Raw genomic sequence first — 23,351 nt, forward strand, 5'->3', positions numbered from 1 at the left:
TTGGAACATCCTACTACTTTGTAACCTTCACTTCAATTTAAAACATATGTATGAAACACTGTGAAATTTTGCAGCTGAATCAGGTATTATATTTAGCGATAAGTGCCATAAGTGATGTGTTTAACTTGAGAAAACATTTGTTGTGCAAAAAATTTTGTAATCTAAAAGTTTATACAATATTACTTTGTACCAACTGGGAAAATGTTTTTCTCAGTTAAAATAAAATAAACCGCCTTTAAAAAAAGCGGTTTTCAAAAGTTTTTTTGTGAATTTTATCTATTGATAATTTTTAGAAGATAAACAATAGTGTTTACAATATTTTGTATGGGCTTAAGAATATTATTTGACAATAATTTTTGCAGAATATTTCTCTTTATTATTTTCAATTTTCAAAATATAAGTCCCTGTCTTCAGATCAGCTGTATTGATTTGATTATTAGAAACAGTCAACTTTGCAACTTCTCTTCCTTCCATATCATAAATTTGTGCAGTTTCATTATTGATGTTATTTGCGGATTGAATAAATACATTTCCTTTAGATAGATTTGGATAAATCGTCATATTTTTCGTCTTTACATCATTTAATGCAAGATAAAGTCCGGCTATAACTCTTACCGTATTGCTGGTAGGATTTACAAAAACGGTGTAGTTGCCAGCAGAAGTTATTTGCCATTTATAATCTACGGATGGATTATTAAGACTTTGAGCAGCAGTATTACTGAATGCTTGGTGTTAGTTAACGGCATATAAAAACTTCCGCTGAAGTCGTTAAAAGCGCCCATAAAAATCTTAAATTCTCCAGCACTAAAATTTCCCTGATAATAGTATTCGGCAGAATTGTTTGGATTAACAGCAAATTTCTGATTAATCACGCTATCCATACTCCATCCTGCAGGTGTAGCATCACCAATTATCCAAAAATTTTTGTAAGAAGGTGTTGTAGATGTTTGAGCTACATTGATGCTCATTGTGTTAAGATTGACCGTAACATCAAACTGGGCAAGTTTACTTACGGCCCATTTGATATCACTTTAGTAGCATCATTTGGGTCTTTGACATAAAAATCTTGACACCAGCAATTGTCTTGACTGTTTGCAAATTTGTATTCACCCGCAAACAAGGGACCAGAATACTTATACAACCCACTCGATACCGTTTCGAATGCCAATGCTTTGGTGATCTGCCATCCCGTTGGAGCAGAACTTCCTACGATATACAATTTTAATGGCAATTGTGCCAACATTATTCCTGCATTAACAAGCAGGAAAACAAAAAAAAGAATTTTTATTTTCATAATAGTATGTTTAAAAAAGGTTTTCATTGTTATTAGTTTAAATTGTTTTTATTTTAGTTTTATCAATAATATTTACTGAGTTACTACAAAATCTTTCCGTTCAGAACCAACGCCTTTGATGGTGAGTTTTTTCCAGTGTTTAGGAAGAACGGTTTTATGCTGAACAATTCCGTTTTCTGTAATATCCAAACCGCCGAAACCATTGATGAAAGCCTGCAAAATGCCGCCTGCTCCTGTCATAAAATACGGATTGGAACTGGTTGCGGTTTCAGCCAAAACGCCAAATGGTGGTCTTTGGTTGGGTTGGTAAGCTTTTTTAAAATAAGAATAAGCCTTGTCTGCGTCACCCAATCTTGCATACTGAACAGAAAAAACCGAAAATGTCATCGCAGGACCGTTTTATTGATCCACTTTTGCAGCGTAATATTCCAAGTCTTTTTTGATCTGTTTGGGATCTGTAATAATGCCAAGCGGATAAGCCAACAGATTGGCATCTGCCTGTTTGATGGTTTCCCCTTTGTAGCCTTGATATTCTTGGGTTACTCCATTTTGCATTTGACCGATCACCAAATTATCACTGATCTCTTTCCAAATATGTAGCGCTGTTTTACCACAAATTGCTGAAGCAAGCGTTGCGTATTTCAATGCTTTTTTGGCTGCTGCGTTGGTAAAGGCATTGTCATCGACGCCTTCTGCATACTCATCTGCACCAATCACATAGCGGATAGAGTAACTTCCGTTTGTATTTTTGCTCGCCCGGGAAGTCCAGAATTCCGCAATTTTTCGCATCAAAGGGGAGCCTTCTTTGATGAGCCAGTCTTTGTCCTGCGTCATATTGTAATAATGCCACAAGGCCACAGCAACATCGGCGGTTATATGATGTTCAAACTGACCTGTCAATGCATTAATGGGTGTGGCTTCTTCTCCTTTGTCATCCGATTCCCAAGGGAACATTGCGCCTTTGTAACCATAGGTCATCGCTCGGTTTTCTGCTGCTTTCAGACGGTCTGTTCTGTAATCGATCATCGATTTGGCATGACTTTGGTTTAGGAACAACAACGGAGGATACATCCAAATTTCCGAATCCCAAAAGATATGACCACTGTAAAAAGTGCCGGATAATCCCATCGGAGAAATGCTCAACCTCGAATTTTCCAACGCATTAGAATAAAGATTGAACAACGCCGACCTTGCAACAAGTTGGGCTTCATCATCACCTTCTATTTCTATATCGCCTTTCCAAAGGTCTTCCCAAAGTGCAAAATGCTCTTTCAAAATTCTCTCTGTTCCCAAATATGAAACATAAATGACTTGTCTTTCCGATTCGCTTTTTGGATCGTTGAAATCTCGGCTGATGCAGACAGAACCTACCAAAGAAAACTTAACAGTCTCTCCTTTTTTCAATGCACCCTCAATGGTGTTTTTGCTTTGATCCTCATTCCTGATGGTCAATTTTTTATGATCGAAAATAAATTCGCATGAGGCAAAAACCTGATGTGCTTTGTGCGATGACTAGGCTTCCGTTTGGAGAATGGTCTCCTTACCACCGTCCAGACCTACATTCGCAGAAACAATTCTTTTTTTGATGTCATTATAACCATCGGGAATGTCCATCGTATTGATACCTTGCATCCGGATATTATCCAAAGCTTTGACCTCAACCTCTATCAATCCAGAATACGGCAGATTCCGCAACGCTGTGATATTGTATTTGATTTCCGCTTTCCCCGGAATAATGAAAGACGTGGTATGAACTGCTTTTTTAAGGTCTAAAGACTGTTTCTAGTTGGTTACCGATCTCATCTCTACTTTTTGCCCGTCCAGAGACAGTTCCAGATGAAAAGCATTGATGCCTTGCAACGCTTGGTTGACACCGGCATCACCAATATCAAAAACGTGATTCAGCATCACGTGGCACACAGAAAATGGCTCTTTCCAAGGGAGAATCCCGATTTTTCCATTTGCAATGGGTGCGCCTACATAATTTTCGGTGTTCATTGCATCAATCGTCCACAATGATCTTTTGCTTTGAGCAATGGCTGCTAAAACAAACAGAAAAACCAAAATAACCGTGATGCTGAATCTGTTTTTATACATTATTAAAATTTTATCTTAGAGTGATTTCAAACCTTTGATCTCAGCTTTATCCTTCACCGGAATAATGCTGATCGCATAACCACCACCGGGAACTGTAAGCTGCTCCAATTTTGATTTGCTTGTAACAATCACTTTACGAATGTTGTAAGCCTGTGGATTTTTAAGGTAGTCCGCATCTTTAGCATCAGAATAGATGGTTGCGATATACTGTTTGCCGGCATCCAGGAAATCAAAAGAAATTTTGGAAGTGAACGGCTGGTAACCACCAACATTCCCTATAAACCATTTGTCTGTTCCTTTAGCTTTTCTGGCAACGGTAATGTATTGTCCCGGTTCTGCCTCCAGATATTTGCTGTCATCCCAATCAACTGCAACATCTTTGATGAATTGGAAAGCATCAGAGAATTTCTCATAATTTTCAGGGAAATCGGCTGCCATTTGCAACGGGCTGTACATCGTCACATACAAAGCCAATTGGTTGGCAATGGTTGCATTCACGTGAGAACCGTTGGTCACATCCATCTGGAAAATCCCCGGCGTGTAATCCATAGGTCCACCGATCAATCTTGTAAATGGTAAAATGGATACGTGATTTGGATTGTTTCTATCATTTCCGAAAGCCTGATATTCTGTTCCACGGGCAGATTCGTTTCCTATAAGGTTAGGATAGGTTCTTGCGATTCCCGTTGGACGAACCGCCTCGTGCGCATTGACCATAATCTTGTAATCAGCAGCTTTTTCAATCGCATACTGAAAGTGATTGTTTGTCCATTGGCTGTAGTGCGTTTCTCCCACCGGAAGTATGTTTCCTACATAACCGCTTTTCACTGCATCGTAACCATATTTGTTCATCAGCTTGTACGCAGCATCCATATGACGCTCATAGTTACGTACAGAACCGGAAGTCTCGTGGTGCATGATCAGTTTCACACCTTTTGAATGGGCATAATCATTAAGATCTTTGATGTTGAAATCCGGGTACGGGGTCACAAAATCAAAAACATAATCTTTGTCATTCCCGAACCAGTCTTCCCAACCAATGTTCCAGCCTTCCACCAAAACGGCATCAAATCCGTTCTTAGCCGCAAAATCGATATAACGTCTTACATTGGCATTGTTAGCACCGTGTTTTCCGTTTGGTTTTGCTTTGGAATAATCGGTAATTCCTAACTGAACAGACGGAAATTCGTCTGTATAAGCCCAGCTGCTTTTTCCGGAGATCATTTCCCACCAAACACCTACATATTTTGTTGGTCTGATCCACGATGTATTTGCGATCTTACTTGGGTCATTCAGGTTATAGGTCATTTTAGAGGCCAGGATATTTCTTGCATCGTCGCTTACGATGATCGTTCTCCAAGGTGTATGGCGAGGTGCCTGCATTTTTCCTTTGTCACCATGAGAATCCGGTGTTAACCACGATTCAAAAACCATATTTTTATCATCCAGATTCAGATGCATACAAGAATAGTCGATCAAAGCTGCCTCGTGCAGATTGATATAAACACCCTCTTTGGTTTTCATCATCAATGAAGTCTGAACGCCGGTTGGTGAAAAGGCCGTCTGCGACGCATTCCCTTTTTGATAAGCTTTTTCCATCAATCCACGGATTTCTGTAAGCTTTGAAGTGGTATAATTATATTCCTGAGTATCGTAATCTCCCGGAATCCAGTAAGCCGTATGGTCACCAGTCATTGCGAACTGCGTACGCTCTTCTTTGATAGTGAAATAAACCAGATTCTGTTGTTGAGGAAACTCGTAACGGAAACCCAAACCGTCATCAAACAAACGAAAACGGATATTCATCAGCCGGTCTGTACCTTTCTGTTTAAGATCCACTAAAATCTCGTTGTAATGGTTTCGGATATTTTTGATTTCTCCCCAAACTGGTTGCCAGGTCTCATCGAAAGTGGCGGTTTTTGACCCAACGACCTCAAAGTTGCTGTACAGTGAGTTTTTGGAATCGTTTTCAGGAACATTTTTTGTTTTCAGCTCCAGTCCAAGTTTGCTTGGTTTAATAACTTCTTTGCCTTTATAACTAAGTTTGTAGGTTGGGACACCACCATTCTGAATTGAAAAATCCATTATAAATTTTCCATCCGGAGATCTCAGTTCCTGTGCGGAGATCAGGGCAATAAAACTTAATGCAATAAGCAACAATAACTTCTTCATTCTACTAATTATTTATTTTAACATTTATTTTTTTTCTTGTATCGGGAACTTTTATTATTATTTTTTTTCCATTCTCATCCCAACTCCACTGGATATTGGAAATATCTTTATTAATATCAAGCGTTTCCATATTTAAAAACACTGCATCTTTATTATTAACAGAGATTGCTTTTGGTTTGTTTTCGGTAAGGATACTTAAAACAAAATTTCGTTTATCAGATTGGTGAAAACCTTTGTCATCAGGTATTATATCTATATTATAACCATTTGTAACCGTTGTACAGACAATATGGGTCATTGAAAAAATATCTTTCAGGTAATCCTGATTTTCGCCCTCATCCTCATATAAAGTGAAACTTGCTTTCTCATCTTCATAATTCGGGAAAATATGGAAGGTCACAGGATAATCTTTTTTCTCGCCAATGTATTGCATGATCGGCATCATTGGAACAATAGAGCCTTTTTTCACAAAAATCGGAATCGTATTGAGTGGTGCTTTGTACGGCAGCTTTTCGCCACCCAGATATTCTGTTTTTTTATCATTGAAATCGATCCATTCGCCTTCGGGAAAATAGACACGTTTTACGCGCTCACCTTTTTTCAGGACCGGGGCAACAAGAATTTCTTCCCCGAACATAAATTGATTATCGATCCTGATCGCCTCCTGATCTTTTGGATATTCCATAAAAAGGCCTCTCGTGATCGGCAATCCGGTGTCGTGCGCTTTTCTGGAATAAGTGTACAGATAAGGGAAAAGCTGGTATTTCAGTTCAATTGCTGCTTTTGCATTTTTCTCCGCTACCTCGCCGAACATCCAAGGTTCCACAGCATTGTCGCCTTCGTGATGCGCACGGCTAAGAGGACAGAAAACACCGAACTGCATCCATCTTGTATAGAGCTCTGCCATGGCAGGATAATCTGTTATGTCTCCGCAATACCCGGAAATATCGGTCGTCCAGAACGGGATTCCACCTAAACCGGCAGATATCCCTACAGCCACCTGATTTTCCATTTGAGCCCAGCCATCAAGAACATCGTTACCATTCCCGCTATCATTGGTCCAGCCGAAAGTATAGCGCTGCAAACCTGCGTAGGCCGAACGTGTCATCTGGAAGATCCGTTTGTTTGGATTTCGTTTTTCGAATTGTTCTTTCACCACTTTGTCCCATGTCAATCCAAAAACATTATGGATCTCATCGTGCATCCCGATCTTGTGTTTCATATTCAGGCGGTCCACATCTTCTTCGTTGCTCCATGCCGGTTCTCCCATATCCGTCCAAAAACCGCTAACGCCGTCGTCCAAAGGTTTTTGCTGGTATTTTCCCCACCAATCTGCAACTTCCGGAATTGTAAAATCTACTACTCCACAATTTCCACCCCAAGGCCAAGGCATTTCGTAAGTTTTATCAGTTCGGATATCTTTTACAAAATACCCCAGTTTATTGGCTTCGATGTATTGTTTGTTGTCTTTTTTGGAAATAACCGGATCCTGGGAAACAATCATTTTGAAACCATTGGATCTCAATTTTTTGAGCATTCCTTTGGGATCTTTGTAATTTCCTTTTCGCCACTCGAAATCCTGAAGATTCTGAGTCCAGCCAATATCCTGATAAATAATATCGATCGGGATCTGACGTTTTCTGAATTCTGCTGCAATTTCCAAAGCCTGATCTTCTTTCGTGTACAATCCGCGACTTTGTGCAAAACCCAAAGCCCATTTTGGAGGCATGATAGGTTTTCCTGTTAACGTAATGTATTGTTTCTGAATATCCTTATAGTCTTTTCCAAAGATGAAATAATATACAAAGGCTCCATCGGGTGCTTCAAAGGAATAATAATCCTGAGATTCTGTCCCGAATTTGAATTCGGTTTTGTAGGTATTATCCAGGAAGATCCCGTAATTGTAACTGCTCATAAAAAACGGAATGCTCTTGGCAATCGGATCTTCTGTGGTGGAGTAACAAGGTTTGTCGCTGTTCCACATTTTATAGTTTTTTCCTCTTCTGTTAAGTGTTCCTGTTTTTTCGCCCAAGCCAAAAAACTGCTCATCACTTCTGAGGTTTTTATAGGATTTTACGCTTTTCCCGCTGGGTACGTGTCCCTTTTCATTAAAATCACTGAAAATCAGCTTTTGCCATTTGTCGAAAATTTGCAATTGCATAGGATTCTTGTTCACTCTAATCCTAATTTTTGATGTAAAGATCTCGTAGGCAGAAGGTTCTTCGTTCACTGATATATCGCCCACATTTTCCAATTGGTCATTAACGACAGCGAAAGAAGGATTCTGACGGGAGAATTTGCCTGGCTGATCAAACCAAACTTTCACGACAGAACTGCTGTTGATGGTTAATGATAATTTTGAACCGTCCTTACAGTTAAAAGTGACCTCATTTCCTTTTTTTGTAAACGAGGTGATCTCGCCGGCAAATATTAATGAAGAAAAAAACAGACCTATGAAAAGAAAAAATTGTTTATTGATTTTCATTTTTTACTTTTTTAACAATAACTTTCCAGATATTTCCAGTTTATTTGAAAAATCAGTTGTATCATTTTAAAATCACACGGCAATTGCTGCCGTGTGATCTTTGATAAGAAAAAATTACTGAATATTAAGTGTATTAGTATCGAGATTCAAGGTAATCGTGTGATTACCGGCAGAATTGACTTTCCATTTAAGGTCTGTTGCATCGCCTCCTGCACATTTTATCCTCTCCTGGAAACTTGTGTTGGAAATGCTCTGATCCTGAGTCACTGCAACCAGTTCGGTTCCGTCACACCAGTTTGTATTGAATTTGGCGAATTTGAAAGATCCTGCTGTAAGATTACCTGTCCAGGTATAAACACTACCGTTTTTCTGCATTGGTGCAAGGGTACCCATATTCCATCCGTTTGGAGTGGCATCACCAATCATATAGACATTTACAGGCTCAAACTTGATGGTATTATTTGCGGTATTAATCGTGATCAAATATCTTCCGGATGCTGCCGCGCTCACTTTCCATCTGTTATCTACAGTACAGCCTGAGTTTTGCGCCATTCCTGTAGCGACTAGGTCTTGATTATCTACCAATGGGCGGTACCATTCTCCACACCATTCGCCTTTTGTACCTGTCAAAAATTTGAAGTTTCCTTCTTTAAGGCTGCACTCCAATGTAAAAATAAATGGATTGCTCTGATCTTGTTTTAACGCCACAGGATTATCTACATCCCATCCACTTGGAGATGCATCACCAACAATCCAAACATCATTGAACTGAGGTCCGTCCATTTTTTCTATTTTGATGCTCAATGTCAAAACATTCACAGTAACTTTGTATAAGCTTGGATTATCAATTGTCCATTGCAAATCTGTACCACTCCCCCCTACGCTGTAAACCATTTTTGTTTCGTCATTGGAATCTCTCGTGTAGAAATCCTGACACCAACAGCTCTCCTGAGAGGTCGCAAATTTGAAGTTACCGGATTTCAGCTGTCCATAATAAACAAACTCAGCAGGATTGCTGGTACTTTTTGTAAGTGCCGTCGCTTGCGTAATATCCCATCCGTTTGGAGTAGCATCTCCAACAATATATAAAGTATTGGTAAAAGGCTTATACGGCTTCAACGTAAAATCTACAGCGGAACTTTGGGATTTCACAGAACTATTTGCAAATGTTGCCGTTACTCTTGCCTGCATTGTAATATCTGTATCAGGAGTTGCGCCATAAGTGTAGATAAGCAATGTGTTGAGATCACCAATCAAGATGTCATAAGAGTAGATATTTTTTCCAATTTCATAAGTTTGAGGGTTAGAAAAATTATTCTCTTTTTTATCAATTTCTAATTTGTAAGAAATTGCCGAGCTTGTACCTTGGTTGTTAGCCGGTGTCCAGCTGAAGTTGAATTTGGAATTATACATTGCCGGAAGCAATTCATTGATCTCCGAAGTTTTAACCGAAAGTTCACTTATTTCAAACTCTTCTGATGCCAGCTCTTCCCGACAGGCAAAAATGCCAAGGAAAATAAGAGGAACAATCCAAAATAATTTTTTGCTCCAATTTTTTATGTTAGATTTTGTTTTCATATGAGGATAATCATTAATCTATTAATAACCAGGATTTTGTGTAAGGTTTGGATTCCTATCTCTTTCTATCTGAGGAATAGGAAGCAAAAGATGCTTGGTAGTAGCATTGGTTTTCCCGATAGAATGTAGGAAGTCTAATCCGTACTGTCCGTTGTTGGTGCGTACCAAGTCAAACCATCTTTGCCCTTCGAAGGCCAATTCCATTCTTCTTTCGTGCAATACTTTTTCACGGAATGCCGCTTGTGAAAGTCCGGATGTTACGTTTGCCAATCCAGCTCTGGTTCTAACAGTATTGAGAGGAACCAATGCAAGTGAAGTCTGTCCAAGTTCATTAAGCGCTTCTGCTTTCATCAATAAAACTTCCGAATAACGCATTACCGGGAAATTAAGCGGACTGTTGTCGTAAGACGGAAATGCAGACAATGGCACCAAGAATTTTCTTACGTTATAACCAGTAAGAGAATAACTAGCTTTGTATTCTTTGCCATCATAATCCGGACAACCTTGATAGAAAACAGTTTTATCTTTTCTTTTGTCCCCAGCTTCGTAACTGTCAATAAATTCTTGCGTTGGCTGATTCCAACCATATCCACCTCCTACAAAATTGGCTCCTCTAGGTCCCATAAAAGTGCTAGTCCAAGATGCCTGATTCTCATTGCTCCAAAAATCGTATCCACCATCAGAAGCGTACTGAACTTCGAAAAGAGATTCTATTCCGTTTTCTGTATTGACATTAAAATTATCAGAATAATCCGCATTCAGTGCATAGCCCATTCCTTCTAATTGGTTGGTAAGGTCTACTACTTTTTGCCAGTTTCCTAAGGTAAGGTTTACTTTTGCCAATGCGCCAATTGCTGCGCCTTTACTGGCTCTTCCTTTATCACCTTCACCATATTGCTGTTTTGTTGGTAATAACTGGATCGCTTTTTCTAAATCGGAAACAATCAGGTTATAAATATCTGCCTTTGGTGCTCTTGCAGGATAAAGATCACCATTCACATCCTGCGGTTCTGTTACCAAAGGAACATCACCAAAAAATCTTACTAAAATGAAATAATAATGAGCTCTGAGGAAATAGGCTTCTCCCAGACATTTGTTTCTAACAGCATCATCAATACTGAGAGTTGGTGCTGTTTTGATAATAATATTGGAAGATAATATCCCTGGCCAAGGCCCTCTCCAAAGGTCTAAAACACCTTGGTTATCTGTACTTGTAACAAAATTTGAAAGCTGTGTGGTCTCGATACCGTCATCGCCGCCACCGGCTCCTACAATACTGTTTCCCGCGTAGATATCTGTGTTCCACATTCTCATATTATAAAGTTTGGGACGTTGCAAGGGTTGGTAAGCTCCGTTAACCAAAGTTATCAGCTCATCACCAGTCTGTGGATAATTACCAGTATTAATAGTGTCCGGCTGGGTTTTGTCTAGAAAATCGTCACTACAGTTTACAGCTGTAAGTGCGAGGATTGCGAATACTGCTATTTTAATCTTTTTCATTATTTTAATTTTTTAAAATCCTACATTAAGTCCTAAAGAAACAGTTCTTGTAATAGGGTAAGTTCCGTTGTCTATACCATTAATAGGTACTTCTGGATCGAAGCCTGAATATTTGGTCCACGTCACAAGATTCTGTGCAGAAACAAATACTTTGATTAAACTGAAGTTTTCTCCAAAAGCACCTTTAGGAAGTGTGTAGCTCAGGTTGATGTTTTTGATCTTGATATATGATCCATCTTCTATAAATCTGTCACTAACTCTGGAGTTTTGGTTTGGATCTCCGTAGATTGCTCTTGGCATATCGTTGCTAGTACCCTCACCTGTCCATCTTCCTAGTACAGATGCGTTTTGATTATTAATTACAGACATAGACTCTGTATACATTCTGTTGGCATTGAAGATATCATTACCATAGCTACCTTGTAAGAAAATTGTTAAATCAAAATTCTTGTAAGTAAATGTATTGTTAAGTGAGAATGTGAATTTTGGATTTGGGTTTCCGATAATCGTACGGTCTTTATCATTGATGACCCCGTCATTATTTAGATCTTTGAACCTGATATCACCAGGAGCCGTGCTTGTAGCAGGGTTAGATCCCGGCATCTGAACAGCGTAGTTATTAACCTCTGTCTGATTTTGGAAAACTCCATCTGTAACATAACCATAGAAAATATTAACCGGATAACCGTTCTGTATTTGTCCAATGGTGCTATTGAGCCCACCAGTTGCTGTGATAATTGGTGTCTCACTATTGATGCTTTCTACATTATTTTTGTTATAAGAAAAAACAGCGTCTGTAGACCATTTGAAGTTTTCACCAACAAAATTTTTGGTAGATAAAGTGGCTTCAATCCCTTTGTTCTGGATTTTACCAGCGTTGATAGACGGAACATAAACATCAGAGTAACCAGATGTTACAGGTACCGACATCGGCACAAGCATATCATTTGTGTTTTTGATATATCCATCTACAATCAAACTAATTCTGTTGTTGAACATATCTAGGTCAAAACCTGCATTATACTGCTCCTGTCCTTCCCATTTTACATTCGGGTTTGGTAAAACAGTTGGTAAAACTGCACTTACATAAGTGTTATTGAAGTTGTACAAATACGTATTGTATGACGATGAGAAGGAGTAATTACCGATCTCCTGATTACCCGTGATCCCGTAACCCAGTCTAAGTTTCAGGTTGTTGATTGTTTTGGAATCCTTGAGGAAATTTTCATTTGAGATCCTCCAAGCCAAAGCTGCCGATGGAAACCATCCCCATCTGTTATCTACTCCAAATCTTGAAGATCCATCTCTACGGATAGTTCCTGTTAGATAATATTTATCTGCAAAACTGTAGTTTACACGTCCTAGGTATGACATAATTGCCCACTCAGATGCGTTTCCGTGTTGCACTGGTTGCAAAATACCGTTGTCTATCTGCTGTGTACTTTCGCTAGGGAATTTTTGTACCGATGCATTTAGATAGTTATACTGATTGTTCTGGGCACTGCTTCCTACAACTGCATTGACGTGATGTTCACCAAAAGTTTTGTCATAAGTCAAAGTATTATCCCAAAGAAGCGTAATACTTCTGTTAGAACCTTCTGACAAATAAGAATTTTCCTGAGATTTTACACCCCATTGGTATTTTGGAGACCAAGTTCTTGTGTACCAAAGGTTCGCTTCCATACCACCTAAAGATTTGAATTTCAAATCCTTGATAATTTCGGCTTCTGCATAGATATTTCCCTGAATGTTGTATCCTTTTGTAGAGTTTTCTACATTGGTTGCTTTCCCTATCGGGTTATCTATATCGCCGTAAAGCATAGGATTGCTTCCCGGGCCTGCCCATCCACCATTTGCATCGTAAATAGGTCTGGTTGGTAAAGAAAGTATTGTTCCTTTGATATCATAAGAACCGCTTCTTTTAAGATCGTGTTGTAATTTCACACTGTTCCCGATTTTCAAGAAAGGTTTTATTTTGGTATCTCCGTTTAACTGAACAATATATCTGTCATAATTTGTATTGAGAACCACCCCTTTCTGATTGAAATAACTTGTAGAAACATATAAGTTACTTTTCTCGGATCGGTCTCCATATGACAAAGAATAATTTGATATTAAAGCCGGGCTGAAAAGCGCATCTACCCAATCTGTACCTTTTCCTAATGATGCAGGGTTTGCAAATTCCGGATTGGTTGACATCCCTGCATTGGTAAGCATCTCATTATTAAGCTGGGCATATTGCGATGCATCCAAAACTTTTATCATATTGCTCACACTTTGGATTCCTGTGAAGGTATCAAAATTCAGGATTCCGCCTTTTGCTCCACGTTTTGTTGTAATAATCACAACACCATTAGCTCCTCTGGAACCATAGATGGCTGTGGATGATGCATCTTTCAGAATGTTAATAGATTCTACATCACTCATATTGATCTGGTTGAGTCCACCATTCAGTGGCATCCCGTCGACAACGATCAATGGATTGTTGTTTTGGATTGTTCCTGTCCCACGGATACGGAAAGTAACGTTGCTACCCGGCTCACCAGAGTTAATGACAGTAACACCAGAAGCCCTGCCTTGAATCGCCTGTCCGATATCTGCAACAGGTTGATTTTCTGCCTTTCCTAGATTAATTACCGATACTGATCCTGTTAGGTCTTTTACTTTAGCCTTACCATAACCGATTACAACAACCTCATCTATCTTCTGTTCTCCTTGTAACGTATCAGCGGTTTGCTGTGCATACAAATTCCCTGAAAAATAGACTGCTGCAATCGCAATGGTGCTTCTCAAAAATTTAGGTTTCATTTATAATTGGTTTTTTTATTTTATTTAATAATAATTTTTTGTCCTACAATTCTGTTCTCCAGATTTACATTCAGGATATAATTTCCTTTTATCATTTGAGAAACATTAATCTCACATTGCTTACCATCTGTTTTTTGAGATTTTATCAATTTTCCTGTCATATCATATATCTCGTAGCTTCTGATGAGTTCGTTATCCGAGGTGATGAATATATTTTTATCAGCAGGATTTGGATAGATTGATAAAGATTTTTTGTTGATATCACTTACAGCCAAAACGTTATAAACCTGATAACCCAAAGTCATATCATTGAAAAGAATGTTATAATTGCCTGATGATGCTAAATTGAATTTGATATTAGGCGCACCACCTGTTGTAAGTTGTGCAAAACCTGTAGCTCCGTTAGCATTACCCCAATCGTCACCTGTCCAGTTAGATGTATTGGCAAATTTCAGTTCTTGATCTCCGGCAGAGAAAGAAACATTACTCTTTGTCCAGATATCATTCTGAAGACTCATCTGTTGCAAAGCCCAATTGCTGAATGTTCCTCCGACATACATATCCTGCTGATGAGCTGGTGCGAACTGGATATTATATTGCAAAGTGATATCATTGAATTCTATATTGTAAGTTCCTGATGTGGATATTGTAAAGCTGACATTAGCTCCTCCGCCGGTAGTAGATTGTGCGGTTCCTGATAAGCCGGAAGCATTGCCCCAATCCTGACCGCTGAAATTATTCGTATTTGCAAATTTCAATTCATAATTTCCTGCAAGAAGAACTTGGTCTTTGATCTTCCAAACATTGTTCTCCATTGTCATAGCTTTCATACTCCAGTTGTTAAAATTTCCTCCAACGTACATTTGAGAGTAATGACCACCTGTTACATTGAAACTTTGGAGTTGAGGTATGGCGGCACAATAACCACTTCCACCGCTTTGTTTTGCCTGTACAAACACGATCCCATTCACACCTGTCAGTTGAATTTGATTATTTACAATTTTTGCCGGTCCGGAATTAACTTCATAGGTTATAACCTGACCCACAGATGATGTCGCTGTCGGACTAAAAGCTGAATCACTAGCATTCTTATTGGGAATTGTTGGGAAATTAATGGTCTGCCCATTGCAGCTTTCCGTAGAATTCCTAATTAATTTGAGGATGATACATCCGTGTGGCGGAACTGTAACCGAGATGTCGCTCATTTTCCCCAGATTGGCGTGCTGCCAAAGATCTCTTACCATCACCTGTCCGGTTAAACCCAGCTGGTTGAGAAAGTTCATAGAACGAACCTGAGGTGTTGTTTCTCTATTAAAAAATCCAATGATCCAATCGCCGTTGCTCAGCTGTCCCCGCCAGGTTTGGCTGTTAGCATTTGTAGGATCATTACTAAGGGGTTTTCCAACAAATTTTGCAGTATTCAGATCCAACAATTCAGAATTTTGGTAAAGCCAGAGATCGTTGCCAATGGTGTTGTATTGATCTGCAATAGTAACCGGACCGCCTGCCAAGATATTGAGAGAGATCACACTTCTTTTCTCTGTATCGTTCGCAAAAGTATTGATTCTAAGAAAGTCTCCATCTAATTGAACTTTATTACTTCCCGTTACCTGAGACCAATAGATAAATCCATCAAATGCATTGGCATATTGTGACCAAGTATTAAAACGATGACCTCTGTCTTTATCACTAAATTTATACCAAGTACCTTCGCCAGCATCTTCATTAATTCTAAAAAGATGACCATATTGTTTTTCTAATTCTGCTGTATTAAAAAGATTTGGCATTACTAAACTCAAATATACCCCGTTTGCATCACAGGCTTCACGCATCCATCTTAAAGCTTTTTCATATTGAGCTTTTGTTCTTTGTGGGCCTACTGTTCCCAGGTTTCTGTCATATCCAGACTCAAACCACGAGAGAAAATCTACACGCAGATATTTGATTCCCATATCGGCATAATATTTCACATAGCCTTTTACATACTCTTCAGCACCAGGCCTGTCAACCTGTACCCATTTGAACCACATAGTTTCCTCTGCAGGATCCAAAAGAGATGATACATTAATATTAGTTCCGACAATTTTTTTGGTAGTATCATTAGCATCTACGTGTAGCCAAAGAGGATTTTCGTACATTCCCAAAGTCATTCCTTTGCCTTGCAAATATTGCGACCACCAGGCATAGTCGTGTTGCCATTTAGAGGAATGGCTTTTTCTGTAACCGTTCCCACTGATCTGACTTACATCTCCCCAACCGTCCATACAGACCATTGTGTATCCATAGGATTTTAGATTTTGCTCCAGCCAGTTGATATTATCGGACAAGGCCTGCTCCGTCAGATAATTATCCTGCACACCAGACATTTCTCTTGTGATGTGATATTCGTAAGGATTCCAATATAATGGAGCTTTATAAGGATTCTGGCAGCTGTAAAAATTGCTGCCTATTAGAAGAAGAAGAAAAAATATAGACGAAATCAGTTTAAAAAAATAGTGCTTTTTCATATGTACGTAATAATTTTAAAATATTAACGATTCTTTAACTGAAGGTTAATTCTGTGTTGCTAATATATTTCGGTTATGATATGAAAAAAGCTTACAAATTGTTTTTGTAAGCTTTAGGTAAACGTTTTTTAATGATAAATTAAATATTAGGTCTGTAAATCAACTACATAACAAAACCCCAATATTAATAAAAAGTAAATGCTATGCAGAAGATATTGAGCCTATCCTCATGATTTCTGCTTCAAAATCATCATTTTCAATGACAGATTTTGCTTTTACTTTACTCCTATAATTATAAATTGTCCTTACAGAATATCTTAAAAAATCTGAAATCTGATTGGAGTCGTTGATCCCTAATCTGATCAATGCAAAAATTCGTAGCTCTGTGTGAAGGGTCCCGAATTTCATTTGATAATGTTCTTCTGCCTTTAGTAACTTGTTTACTTCCTCAACAAAATTTGGATATATCCTGAGGAAAGCGCGATCAAAATTCTGATATAGCTCATCAAGGTCCATCTCATCATTTTTTTTGTTGTTCACCATTTCTGAAAGTTTGTCCAATTGTCCTGTAGATAGCCTTCTTGAGATCAGTTTTTTATAACGGTCAAATTTTTCGAGATAATTTGAACACTGGTTGATGAAAAAACCAATATACTCTTCCTTGATGTGATTGGCCTCATCTAATTTCAAATTCAAAACACTGAGGTTTTCATTGGCAGACCTAAGTTCTTTTCTGGATTTTACAATTATCTTTAACTGGCGGATCACCAAGTAGGTCACCAAAGCAAGAATAATCAGCATAATACTGATCATCCAAACAGAAAATCGCAGCTTTCTGTTTGTATTGTTGATCTGGAGCATATATGCTTTTTCTATAATAGACTGCACTTTACTGATCTGAAAAGTTCTGAAACGGGCGTTATAGAAATTGGCATCTTCTATTGCAGATCCAAGAAAGCGGTAAGCCGTATTGTAATCACCTTCCTTATAAAGGAGGAATGCAAGCTCCTGAAGTGACCTGTTTTCCGTAGTAGCAGATTCGATATCCTCAATTGCCGATAGTGCAAGATATTTTTTTTGATTTTCCGTATTCCCGATTTCGCCTTCTGCAAAAGCTTTACAATAATATCCAATGGCTTTCAGCCTTGTTTTGGCGGGGACAGAGTTTATAAACTGATCGATATTGAGTATTGCTTTTTCCCATTCGTTGTTCATTTTACAAATATTGTACTGGAAAAGATTCCTGAAGACGGGATCTTCAGAAGAAACAAACCCTTTATGATAATACTCCATAAGTTTTGTTCTGTATGCGTCAGCAAACATTTTATTGCTTTTACTATATTCATACAGATTTGTATAGAGGGATTCCGAAGTAGAGTTATAGGAAAAAAGCAAAACCTTGGGAACATCCGTTTTTATACTGTCAAGAATCATCTTCGATTCAGTAAAAAGCCCGATGGAATTTAGCAAATTACTTTTTTTAATCAGAGTTTCATATCGCCAATTTTTATTAGTGGCTGAATCTGCCAGCACGAGATTTCTTTGAAGGTAGGTAATGACCGAATCACTTTGATATCCAAAATAATTATCTGCAATTTCTCCGTTTATGATGTATTTATTTTTTAAATCCAGATGATTTTGCTTAAGCTTAGCTTTCAAGTCAAGAATAAAGTGATCTCTATTTTGACGATAAACTAACTTGTTGGCAATTAGCGAATCAAGCTGCTTAATTTCTAAGCTTTGATTATTAACCTGCTCATCATCTTGACATGAAGCGCATAATACTAAGACTGCGAAAAATAAGAAAAACTTTTTTGATTTACAGAAAATCATTTTATTTTGATAATTTATATTATTACTACAAATAACGAATAAAAATTTGAAATTCTATATTTTTGAAAATATGAATTAAATTTTAACCAAATATTTCACAGAATTAATCAGTCATAAATTCTAATAATCATTTCGACTTTATTATTATTTTTTAATCTGGCAAAGAATTTAATCGTAAAAATTCAATCATTTATATTCACAAGTTCTGTTTTTTAATACGTATAGAAGAATGGAGTTGCTAACTTTGTTAGGACACAATTCTTATACTCTTTAACTTTAAGAGTATGAAAAAGATCAGAAAAAATTACAGTTCATTGGAAGAAAGGAAAATCTACCAAACGATCATAAAGAAGAGCTATTTTATTTTCAGATATCTTCAGTATCTATCATTGGAGTCGTGGCAGATATGGAAGTCTGCGAATAACCAGAGAAATAGAAGCAAAGGGAATGAGAGCCTCACGTCCTTTTGTTGCCAAACTGATGAGAGAACGTGACCTGAAAAGTATCGTAAAGGAAAAATTTAAGAAAACCACCAACTCTTCCCACCGATACCCTGTTGTAGAGAATTATCTGAATCAAAATTTTCAGGTTAAAAACAGCAAAGAGGTCTGAGCCTCTGATATTACCTATATCCGTACAGGTCAGGGTTGGCTGTATCTCACTACGGTCATTGATCTGTTTGACAGAAAAGTTATAGGCTGGTCATTGAGTGAGACGATGAAGGCTCAGGATACTAGTATTTCCGTCTTGAAAATGGCACGACTTCACCGTCCTTTACAGGATCATGATAGCTTAATTTTCCATTCGGACAGAGGGATACATTATGCGTGCACAGAATTTACGTCAATAGTCGGGAAAAACATTACCCGAAGTATGAGTGGAATTGCGCAGCACATCACGAATACCCTAAATGAAATAAAAATTGATGAGTAAAAGGAAATTGCTATGACAATGCTGTAGCGGAGAGTTTTTTTAAAACTCTGAAAACTTAACTTGTCTATCAAAATAAATATGAAACTAGAGATCATGCTGTATTTGGAAATACATTTTTTGGAATGAAAAAATGCTTGGAAAAGAAGCAAAACTTAAAAATAATTTACCGCTTTTTTTATTAGGTATAAATACAAATGCGGATGAAATACACCAAGCAATGGAAAGGATTTATACACTAATAACCAAGACTATCAAAATCACATTCAGTCGATTTCATAAATAATGCGGAGAAAAACATTTGTATTCTCCGCAAAATATGCGGAGAATAATTTGTATATTTACCGTAAACTTTCAAAATGGCACTTTACATCCACCAAATTCAAGATTGGATTCAATTTTACTGGGAACAAGATGAACTCTTTAATCTACTTGCAGAAGTAAAACAACTGCAAGGTAAATTATTGGGGAAAGTGGAATTGTTAGGTTTTGAACTAAAAGATGAAGCCAACTTGGAAACCCTTATACAGGACGTCGTAAAGACTTCTGAAATCGAAGGCGAAGTTTTGAATCCAGATTTAGTACGCTCATCAATAGCAGTTCGTCTGGGATTAGATAATCTTGGAATTGAGCATTCAAACCGAAATATTGACGGAGTTGTAGAAATGATGCTGGATGCAACCCAAAATTCAGATAAATCATTAAGCGACGAGCGATTATTTGGATGGCACGGTGCATTATTCCCGACAGGAAGAAGCGGACTGTATAAAATTGAAGTCGCCCAATGGCGGACTGGAGATATGCAAGTGGTTTCTGGAGGATTGGGTAGAGAGAATATTCATTTTGAAGCCCCAAAACCAGATAGGATGGAAATAGAAATGCAGGATTTCATAAACTGGTTTAATCAGGAAAATTCTTTGGATTCGATTTTAAAAGCTGCTATTGCCCACTTACGGTTTATCACAATACATCCTTTTGATGACGGAAATGGTAGAATTGCGAGAGCCATAACCGATATGCAATTATCAAAATCGGATGGCGTGAATCAGCGTTTTTATAGTATGTCATCTCAAATCAACGCTGAAAAAAAATCTTATTACACTATTCTGGAAAGAACCCAGAAAGGAAATCTGGATATAACCAATTGGCTAAAATGGTTTCTCGAATGTTTAAAGGGGGCAATTATTGCTTCAAATTTGATAATCGACAAAGTAGTCCGGAAACATCAGTTCTTTGTAAATAACGCCTCTAAAGTGACAAACAAGCGCCAAAGATTATTACTTTCAAAACTACTCGACGGCTTTGAAGGGAATTTAACCTCATCAAAATATGCCAAGATTGCAAAAACTTCTCCAGATACGGCTTTGAGAGATATAAATGATTTGGTGGAAAAAGGTATTTTATTGAAAGCAGATTCTGGCGGAAGAAGTACAAATTATTTATTGAACTTTTAACAACCATCCCTAAAACCGTCCCCTTTCAAAAATTACATTAAAATAATTAATTATAAAATATTATTAATCAACTATTTACACAAATTATATAGGAACTTCCAACTCCACTTAAAGCTCTGTAAATTATTGATTTACAGGGCTTTTTATTTTTAGGTGCTAGTTTAGGTGCTATTTATGATACAACAACAAAAAGAGATGATTGAGAAATTAGAAAAACTCATTAACAAATAAATATAAGTAATTCGGGATAATTACTTTTTCATAGGAAGGCTCAACGAAATTCGTTGAGCCTTTTATTTTTATAGCTTTATATATTAGATTAAGATGCTCTTCTCTGTTATACAATATACATTGGTTAAAAGCACTATAACTCAATATTTAGCATAATTCTCAAACATTAGTTTCTATCTAAATTTTAAATCATATTTACTTCTATCTAGAAAAATTAGCGGATTATCCATTTCAATCAGTTCTTTTACAGCTTCGTTTTTATCCGCAGAATTTTCGTAGAAGGATTCAGCAATCTTATATCCAATTCTGTATCCTAGATCTCCATGAAGTTCTTTACTGGTTGATCCGTTATATAACCAATTGCTAAAATCATTTGAACATAATTCTTTTTTTAGGTCATTCCACAATTTTTTCTCATTTGCGTTAGCATATATTGACGCTCTGCTCTGAACCTCCCCATTTCGTTTCATTATCAACTTTTCAGATATGTAACTGGCAATGCCCTCTTTTAAAATATGCTCCAGCAAACGACATTGGCAAGCACTAATATTAATGTTTTTCTGTTGTGTATGAATATACTCGTGCGCAACCATTTCTTCAACAAAATTAAAAACATCAGTTTGGTTAGCACGAGAAAGTATGTCTGATTTTAAATTTTCAATTGTTATCTCTGAGACATCACAATTTTTATCTCCACCGATCATTTCGATCCCAATTAACAAATAATTATTTGATATGGTTCCTCCGGTAGACATTGGCCCTACCACAAAAGCAATTTTAGCTGGTTTTCCACTCGGATACAATTCTCGGACTTTAGAAATAATATTGGATAAATTTTCTGTCTCAGAAAAAAGAAGTGTATTAGTGCGTACGCTATTATTATAGAAATTTTTATATTTTTTAATTCTTTCAACAAAAAACTCTGCGGAGAAATATCTAACCTTTTGAAATTCCTTTAATCCATTTGTAGCACGGTCAAGATAGTTTTCTTGAATTACATTTACACTATCTTGATAGGATCTGCAATCTTTCAACTTGTCATACGCACTCCAAAAATGTTGAATATCAATTGTTGTTATAATTTTGTTATTTTCATCTCGCATCTCTTTTTCAATTCTTTTTTTTCTTTCAATTTCTTTTTTACTCATTTGCTTTACATTGATTTTAATTATTCCATTTGGAACCAATTCGGGAGAAACAGATTTGATCACAAGCTCATATTTATTATCTTCACTTGGAGTGTATTCTAATTTATCAAATCCTTTGCTTCCATCCGCTAGATCCGTTGAAATGATTTTTTCCTTATTCATATTTTGCAAAATCATTTCAACATCTATATTTTCTTGATAAACACTAAACAAATAGGTCTTCCCTTTTTTTAGATGTAAACTATGATTCAGTTGTTTTTCACCATCAAAGTGAATCACTTGATCATTTAAAGTAAAGTTCTTTTCTTGTGTAAATAAATAGTTAATCGAGACCGTAATTAAGAGAAGAATTAATAATTTTTTCATATGATTTTTTACAATAGAAACAAGTGAGGATACCAATCTGTTACATTTAGTTATCGCTTATTTTTGAAATCTGCAAAATAATCTAATAATGAAGAGGGTCGCTAAAAGTTATTTCAATCTTAAAAATGGTTATGATTAAACCAAAATAGTGTTCTGTAGTTCTGTCAAACACCTATTACGGATCAAATATATTTCTATTGCAAGAGACTTTTGGTAAATGATATATATTGCAAATGAGTACAGAGTTTATAAATAAAATTACTAATTGTTTTTCTTACTCGCTTCAAAACCATCTTTAAATCTAATAAAATCTTCTGCTTTTTTAGGATTATTCTTGATCCAAAATTGCATCACTTGAGTGTTTTCGTTCAATATTCTGATCTCCTTTTCATCGTAGATTTTTTTTCCTTCACCAGCAATCTCATTTAATATATCTTGCCGCAGTTCACTTTTTGCTTTAATGCTCTCTTTGTACCAATTGGTTGCGAAAGTTATGGAAATCATAAAAGTGAAAATCCCTAAGATAAAAACTCCTAATCCACTCCAATTACACTTCTCCTTCATTTTCATTTTCTTATAAAAATCCTCATAAAAATCGCTGGTTTCTTGTGAAAGGACTATTTCTATTTTGGTAGGAATTTCTTTTACGGCTTCAAAGTCTAATTGCAGTTGACGAATTGCCAATACCAGATCTTTGATATTGGCTTTAACTTCAGCATTAGATTCCTTATTCTCCGAATTTGAAGCGATATTTCTTTCATTAGATTTTACAACATTTTCCAAAAGTTCCATCCCGTTACTTTTAGATTCTTTATTTTCATTTTCCATATTTATTTTTTAAATTTTTGATTATCGTCTTAATTTTCGCTTCCTTTTCCAGAGTTCATCTTCGTCCTGAGAAACATAGGTTGGATCTAGGAAGTCACTTAATAATCCGCCTGCAATTTC

Annotated in this window: 19 protein-coding genes; 3 read left to right on the forward strand and 16 right to left on the reverse strand. The window is 37.0% G+C overall.

The features are described from left to right. Nucleotides 1-339: 339 nt before the first annotated feature. The 14 genes from AXA65_RS16890 to AXA65_RS16940 form a co-directional block, all read right to left on the reverse strand. Nucleotides 340-561 (reverse strand): T9SS type A sorting domain-containing protein, encoded by a 222-nt coding sequence (locus AXA65_RS16890; RefSeq protein ID WP_063971218.1) that lies wholly within the window; start codon nucleotides 559-561, stop codon nucleotides 340-342. Nucleotides 562-680: 119 nt separating this feature from the next. Next, on the reverse strand, nucleotides 681-968 hold the full coding sequence (locus AXA65_RS16895; protein WP_063971219.1) for a SusF/SusE family outer membrane protein: 288 nt from the start codon (nucleotides 966-968) through the stop codon (nucleotides 681-683). Nucleotides 969-1,009: 41 nt separating this feature from the next. After that, nucleotides 1,010-1,294, reverse strand: coding sequence for a SusF/SusE family outer membrane protein (locus tag AXA65_RS16900; protein WP_063971220.1), 285 nt, complete (start codon nucleotides 1,292-1,294; stop codon nucleotides 1,010-1,012). A 72-nt stretch (nucleotides 1,295-1,366) separates the two neighbouring features. Further along, a complete protein-coding gene (locus tag AXA65_RS20280; protein WP_218281590.1) occupies nucleotides 1,367-1,681 on the reverse strand; it encodes a hypothetical protein in 315 nt (104 codons plus the stop codon). A gap of 12 nt (nucleotides 1,682-1,693) precedes the next feature. Then, on the reverse strand, nucleotides 1,694-2,746 hold the full coding sequence (locus AXA65_RS20285) for a hypothetical protein (protein WP_218281591.1): 1,053 nt from the start codon (nucleotides 2,744-2,746) through the stop codon (nucleotides 1,694-1,696). Between the two features lie 60 nt (nucleotides 2,747-2,806). Beyond that, nucleotides 2,807-2,989 carry a hypothetical protein gene (locus AXA65_RS20290; RefSeq protein WP_218281592.1) on the reverse strand — a complete coding sequence of 61 codons (183 nt, stop codon included), beginning with the start codon at nucleotides 2,987-2,989 and terminating at the stop codon, nucleotides 2,807-2,809. A gap of 87 nt (nucleotides 2,990-3,076) precedes the next feature. Next, entirely contained in the window at nucleotides 3,077-3,391 is a 315-nt protein-coding gene (locus tag AXA65_RS20295; RefSeq protein ID WP_218281593.1) for a hypothetical protein, read from the reverse strand. 15 nt (nucleotides 3,392-3,406) lie between these two features. Further along, complete coding sequence (locus AXA65_RS16910; protein WP_063971221.1) at nucleotides 3,407-5,563, reverse strand: glycoside hydrolase family 97 protein; 2,157 nt, start codon at nucleotides 5,561-5,563, stop codon at nucleotides 3,407-3,409. Nucleotides 5,564-5,567: 4 nt separating this feature from the next. Beyond that, a complete protein-coding gene (locus tag AXA65_RS16915; protein WP_063971222.1) occupies nucleotides 5,568-8,048 on the reverse strand; it encodes a glycoside hydrolase family 31 protein in 2,481 nt (826 codons plus the stop codon). Nucleotides 8,049-8,162: 114 nt separating this feature from the next. Next, the gene (locus AXA65_RS16920) at nucleotides 8,163-9,626 is read right to left on the reverse strand and encodes a SusF/SusE family outer membrane protein (RefSeq protein ID WP_063971223.1); all 1,464 of its coding nucleotides are present in this window, start codon (nucleotides 9,624-9,626) and stop codon (nucleotides 8,163-8,165) included. Between the two features lie 21 nt (nucleotides 9,627-9,647). After that, entirely contained in the window at nucleotides 9,648-11,126 is a 1,479-nt protein-coding gene (locus AXA65_RS16925) for a RagB/SusD family nutrient uptake outer membrane protein (RefSeq protein WP_063971224.1), read from the reverse strand. A 12-nt stretch (nucleotides 11,127-11,138) separates the two neighbouring features. Further along, nucleotides 11,139-13,934 carry a SusC/RagA family TonB-linked outer membrane protein gene (locus AXA65_RS16930; RefSeq protein ID WP_086048243.1) on the reverse strand — a complete coding sequence of 932 codons (2,796 nt, stop codon included), beginning with the start codon at nucleotides 13,932-13,934 and terminating at the stop codon, nucleotides 11,139-11,141. A gap of 20 nt (nucleotides 13,935-13,954) precedes the next feature. Next, nucleotides 13,955-16,441, reverse strand: coding sequence for a T9SS type A sorting domain-containing protein (locus AXA65_RS16935; protein WP_063971225.1), 2,487 nt, complete (start codon nucleotides 16,439-16,441; stop codon nucleotides 13,955-13,957). Nucleotides 16,442-16,642: 201 nt separating this feature from the next. Continuing rightward, nucleotides 16,643-17,764, reverse strand: coding sequence for a DUF6377 domain-containing protein (locus AXA65_RS16940; RefSeq protein ID WP_131797843.1), 1,122 nt, complete (start codon nucleotides 17,762-17,764; stop codon nucleotides 16,643-16,645). A gap of 882 nt (nucleotides 17,765-18,646) precedes the next feature. On the opposite strand from AXA65_RS16940, the gene AXA65_RS19640 reads away from it, so the two are divergent. The 3 genes from AXA65_RS19640 (at nucleotide 18,647) to AXA65_RS16950 (ending at nucleotide 20,658) form a co-directional block, all read left to right on the forward strand. Then, on the forward strand, nucleotides 18,647-18,886 hold the full coding sequence (locus AXA65_RS19640) for an IS3 family transposase (RefSeq protein WP_317040365.1): 240 nt from the start codon (nucleotides 18,647-18,649) through the stop codon (nucleotides 18,884-18,886). 9 nt (nucleotides 18,887-18,895) lie between these two features. After that, nucleotides 18,896-19,207 (forward strand): DDE-type integrase/transposase/recombinase, encoded by a 312-nt coding sequence (locus tag AXA65_RS20600; RefSeq protein ID WP_086048245.1) that lies wholly within the window; start codon nucleotides 18,896-18,898, stop codon nucleotides 19,205-19,207. A gap of 356 nt (nucleotides 19,208-19,563) precedes the next feature. Continuing rightward, nucleotides 19,564-20,658 (forward strand): Fic family protein, encoded by a 1,095-nt coding sequence (locus tag AXA65_RS16950; RefSeq protein WP_063971228.1) that lies wholly within the window; start codon nucleotides 19,564-19,566, stop codon nucleotides 20,656-20,658. A 404-nt stretch (nucleotides 20,659-21,062) separates the two neighbouring features. On the opposite strand, the gene AXA65_RS16955 is transcribed toward AXA65_RS16950, so the two are convergent. Then, entirely contained in the window at nucleotides 21,063-22,403 is a 1,341-nt protein-coding gene (locus AXA65_RS16955; protein WP_063971229.1) for a DUF2268 domain-containing putative Zn-dependent protease, read from the reverse strand. Nucleotides 22,404-22,664: 261 nt separating this feature from the next. Continuing rightward, a complete protein-coding gene (locus AXA65_RS16960; protein WP_063971230.1) occupies nucleotides 22,665-23,231 on the reverse strand; it encodes a hypothetical protein in 567 nt (188 codons plus the stop codon). Nucleotides 23,232-23,351: the final 120 nt, after the last annotated feature.

It is taken from the genome of Chryseobacterium sp. FP211-J200 (assembly GCF_001643375.1).
GTDB lineage: Bacteria > Bacteroidota > Bacteroidia > Flavobacteriales > Weeksellaceae > Epilithonimonas > Epilithonimonas ginsengisoli.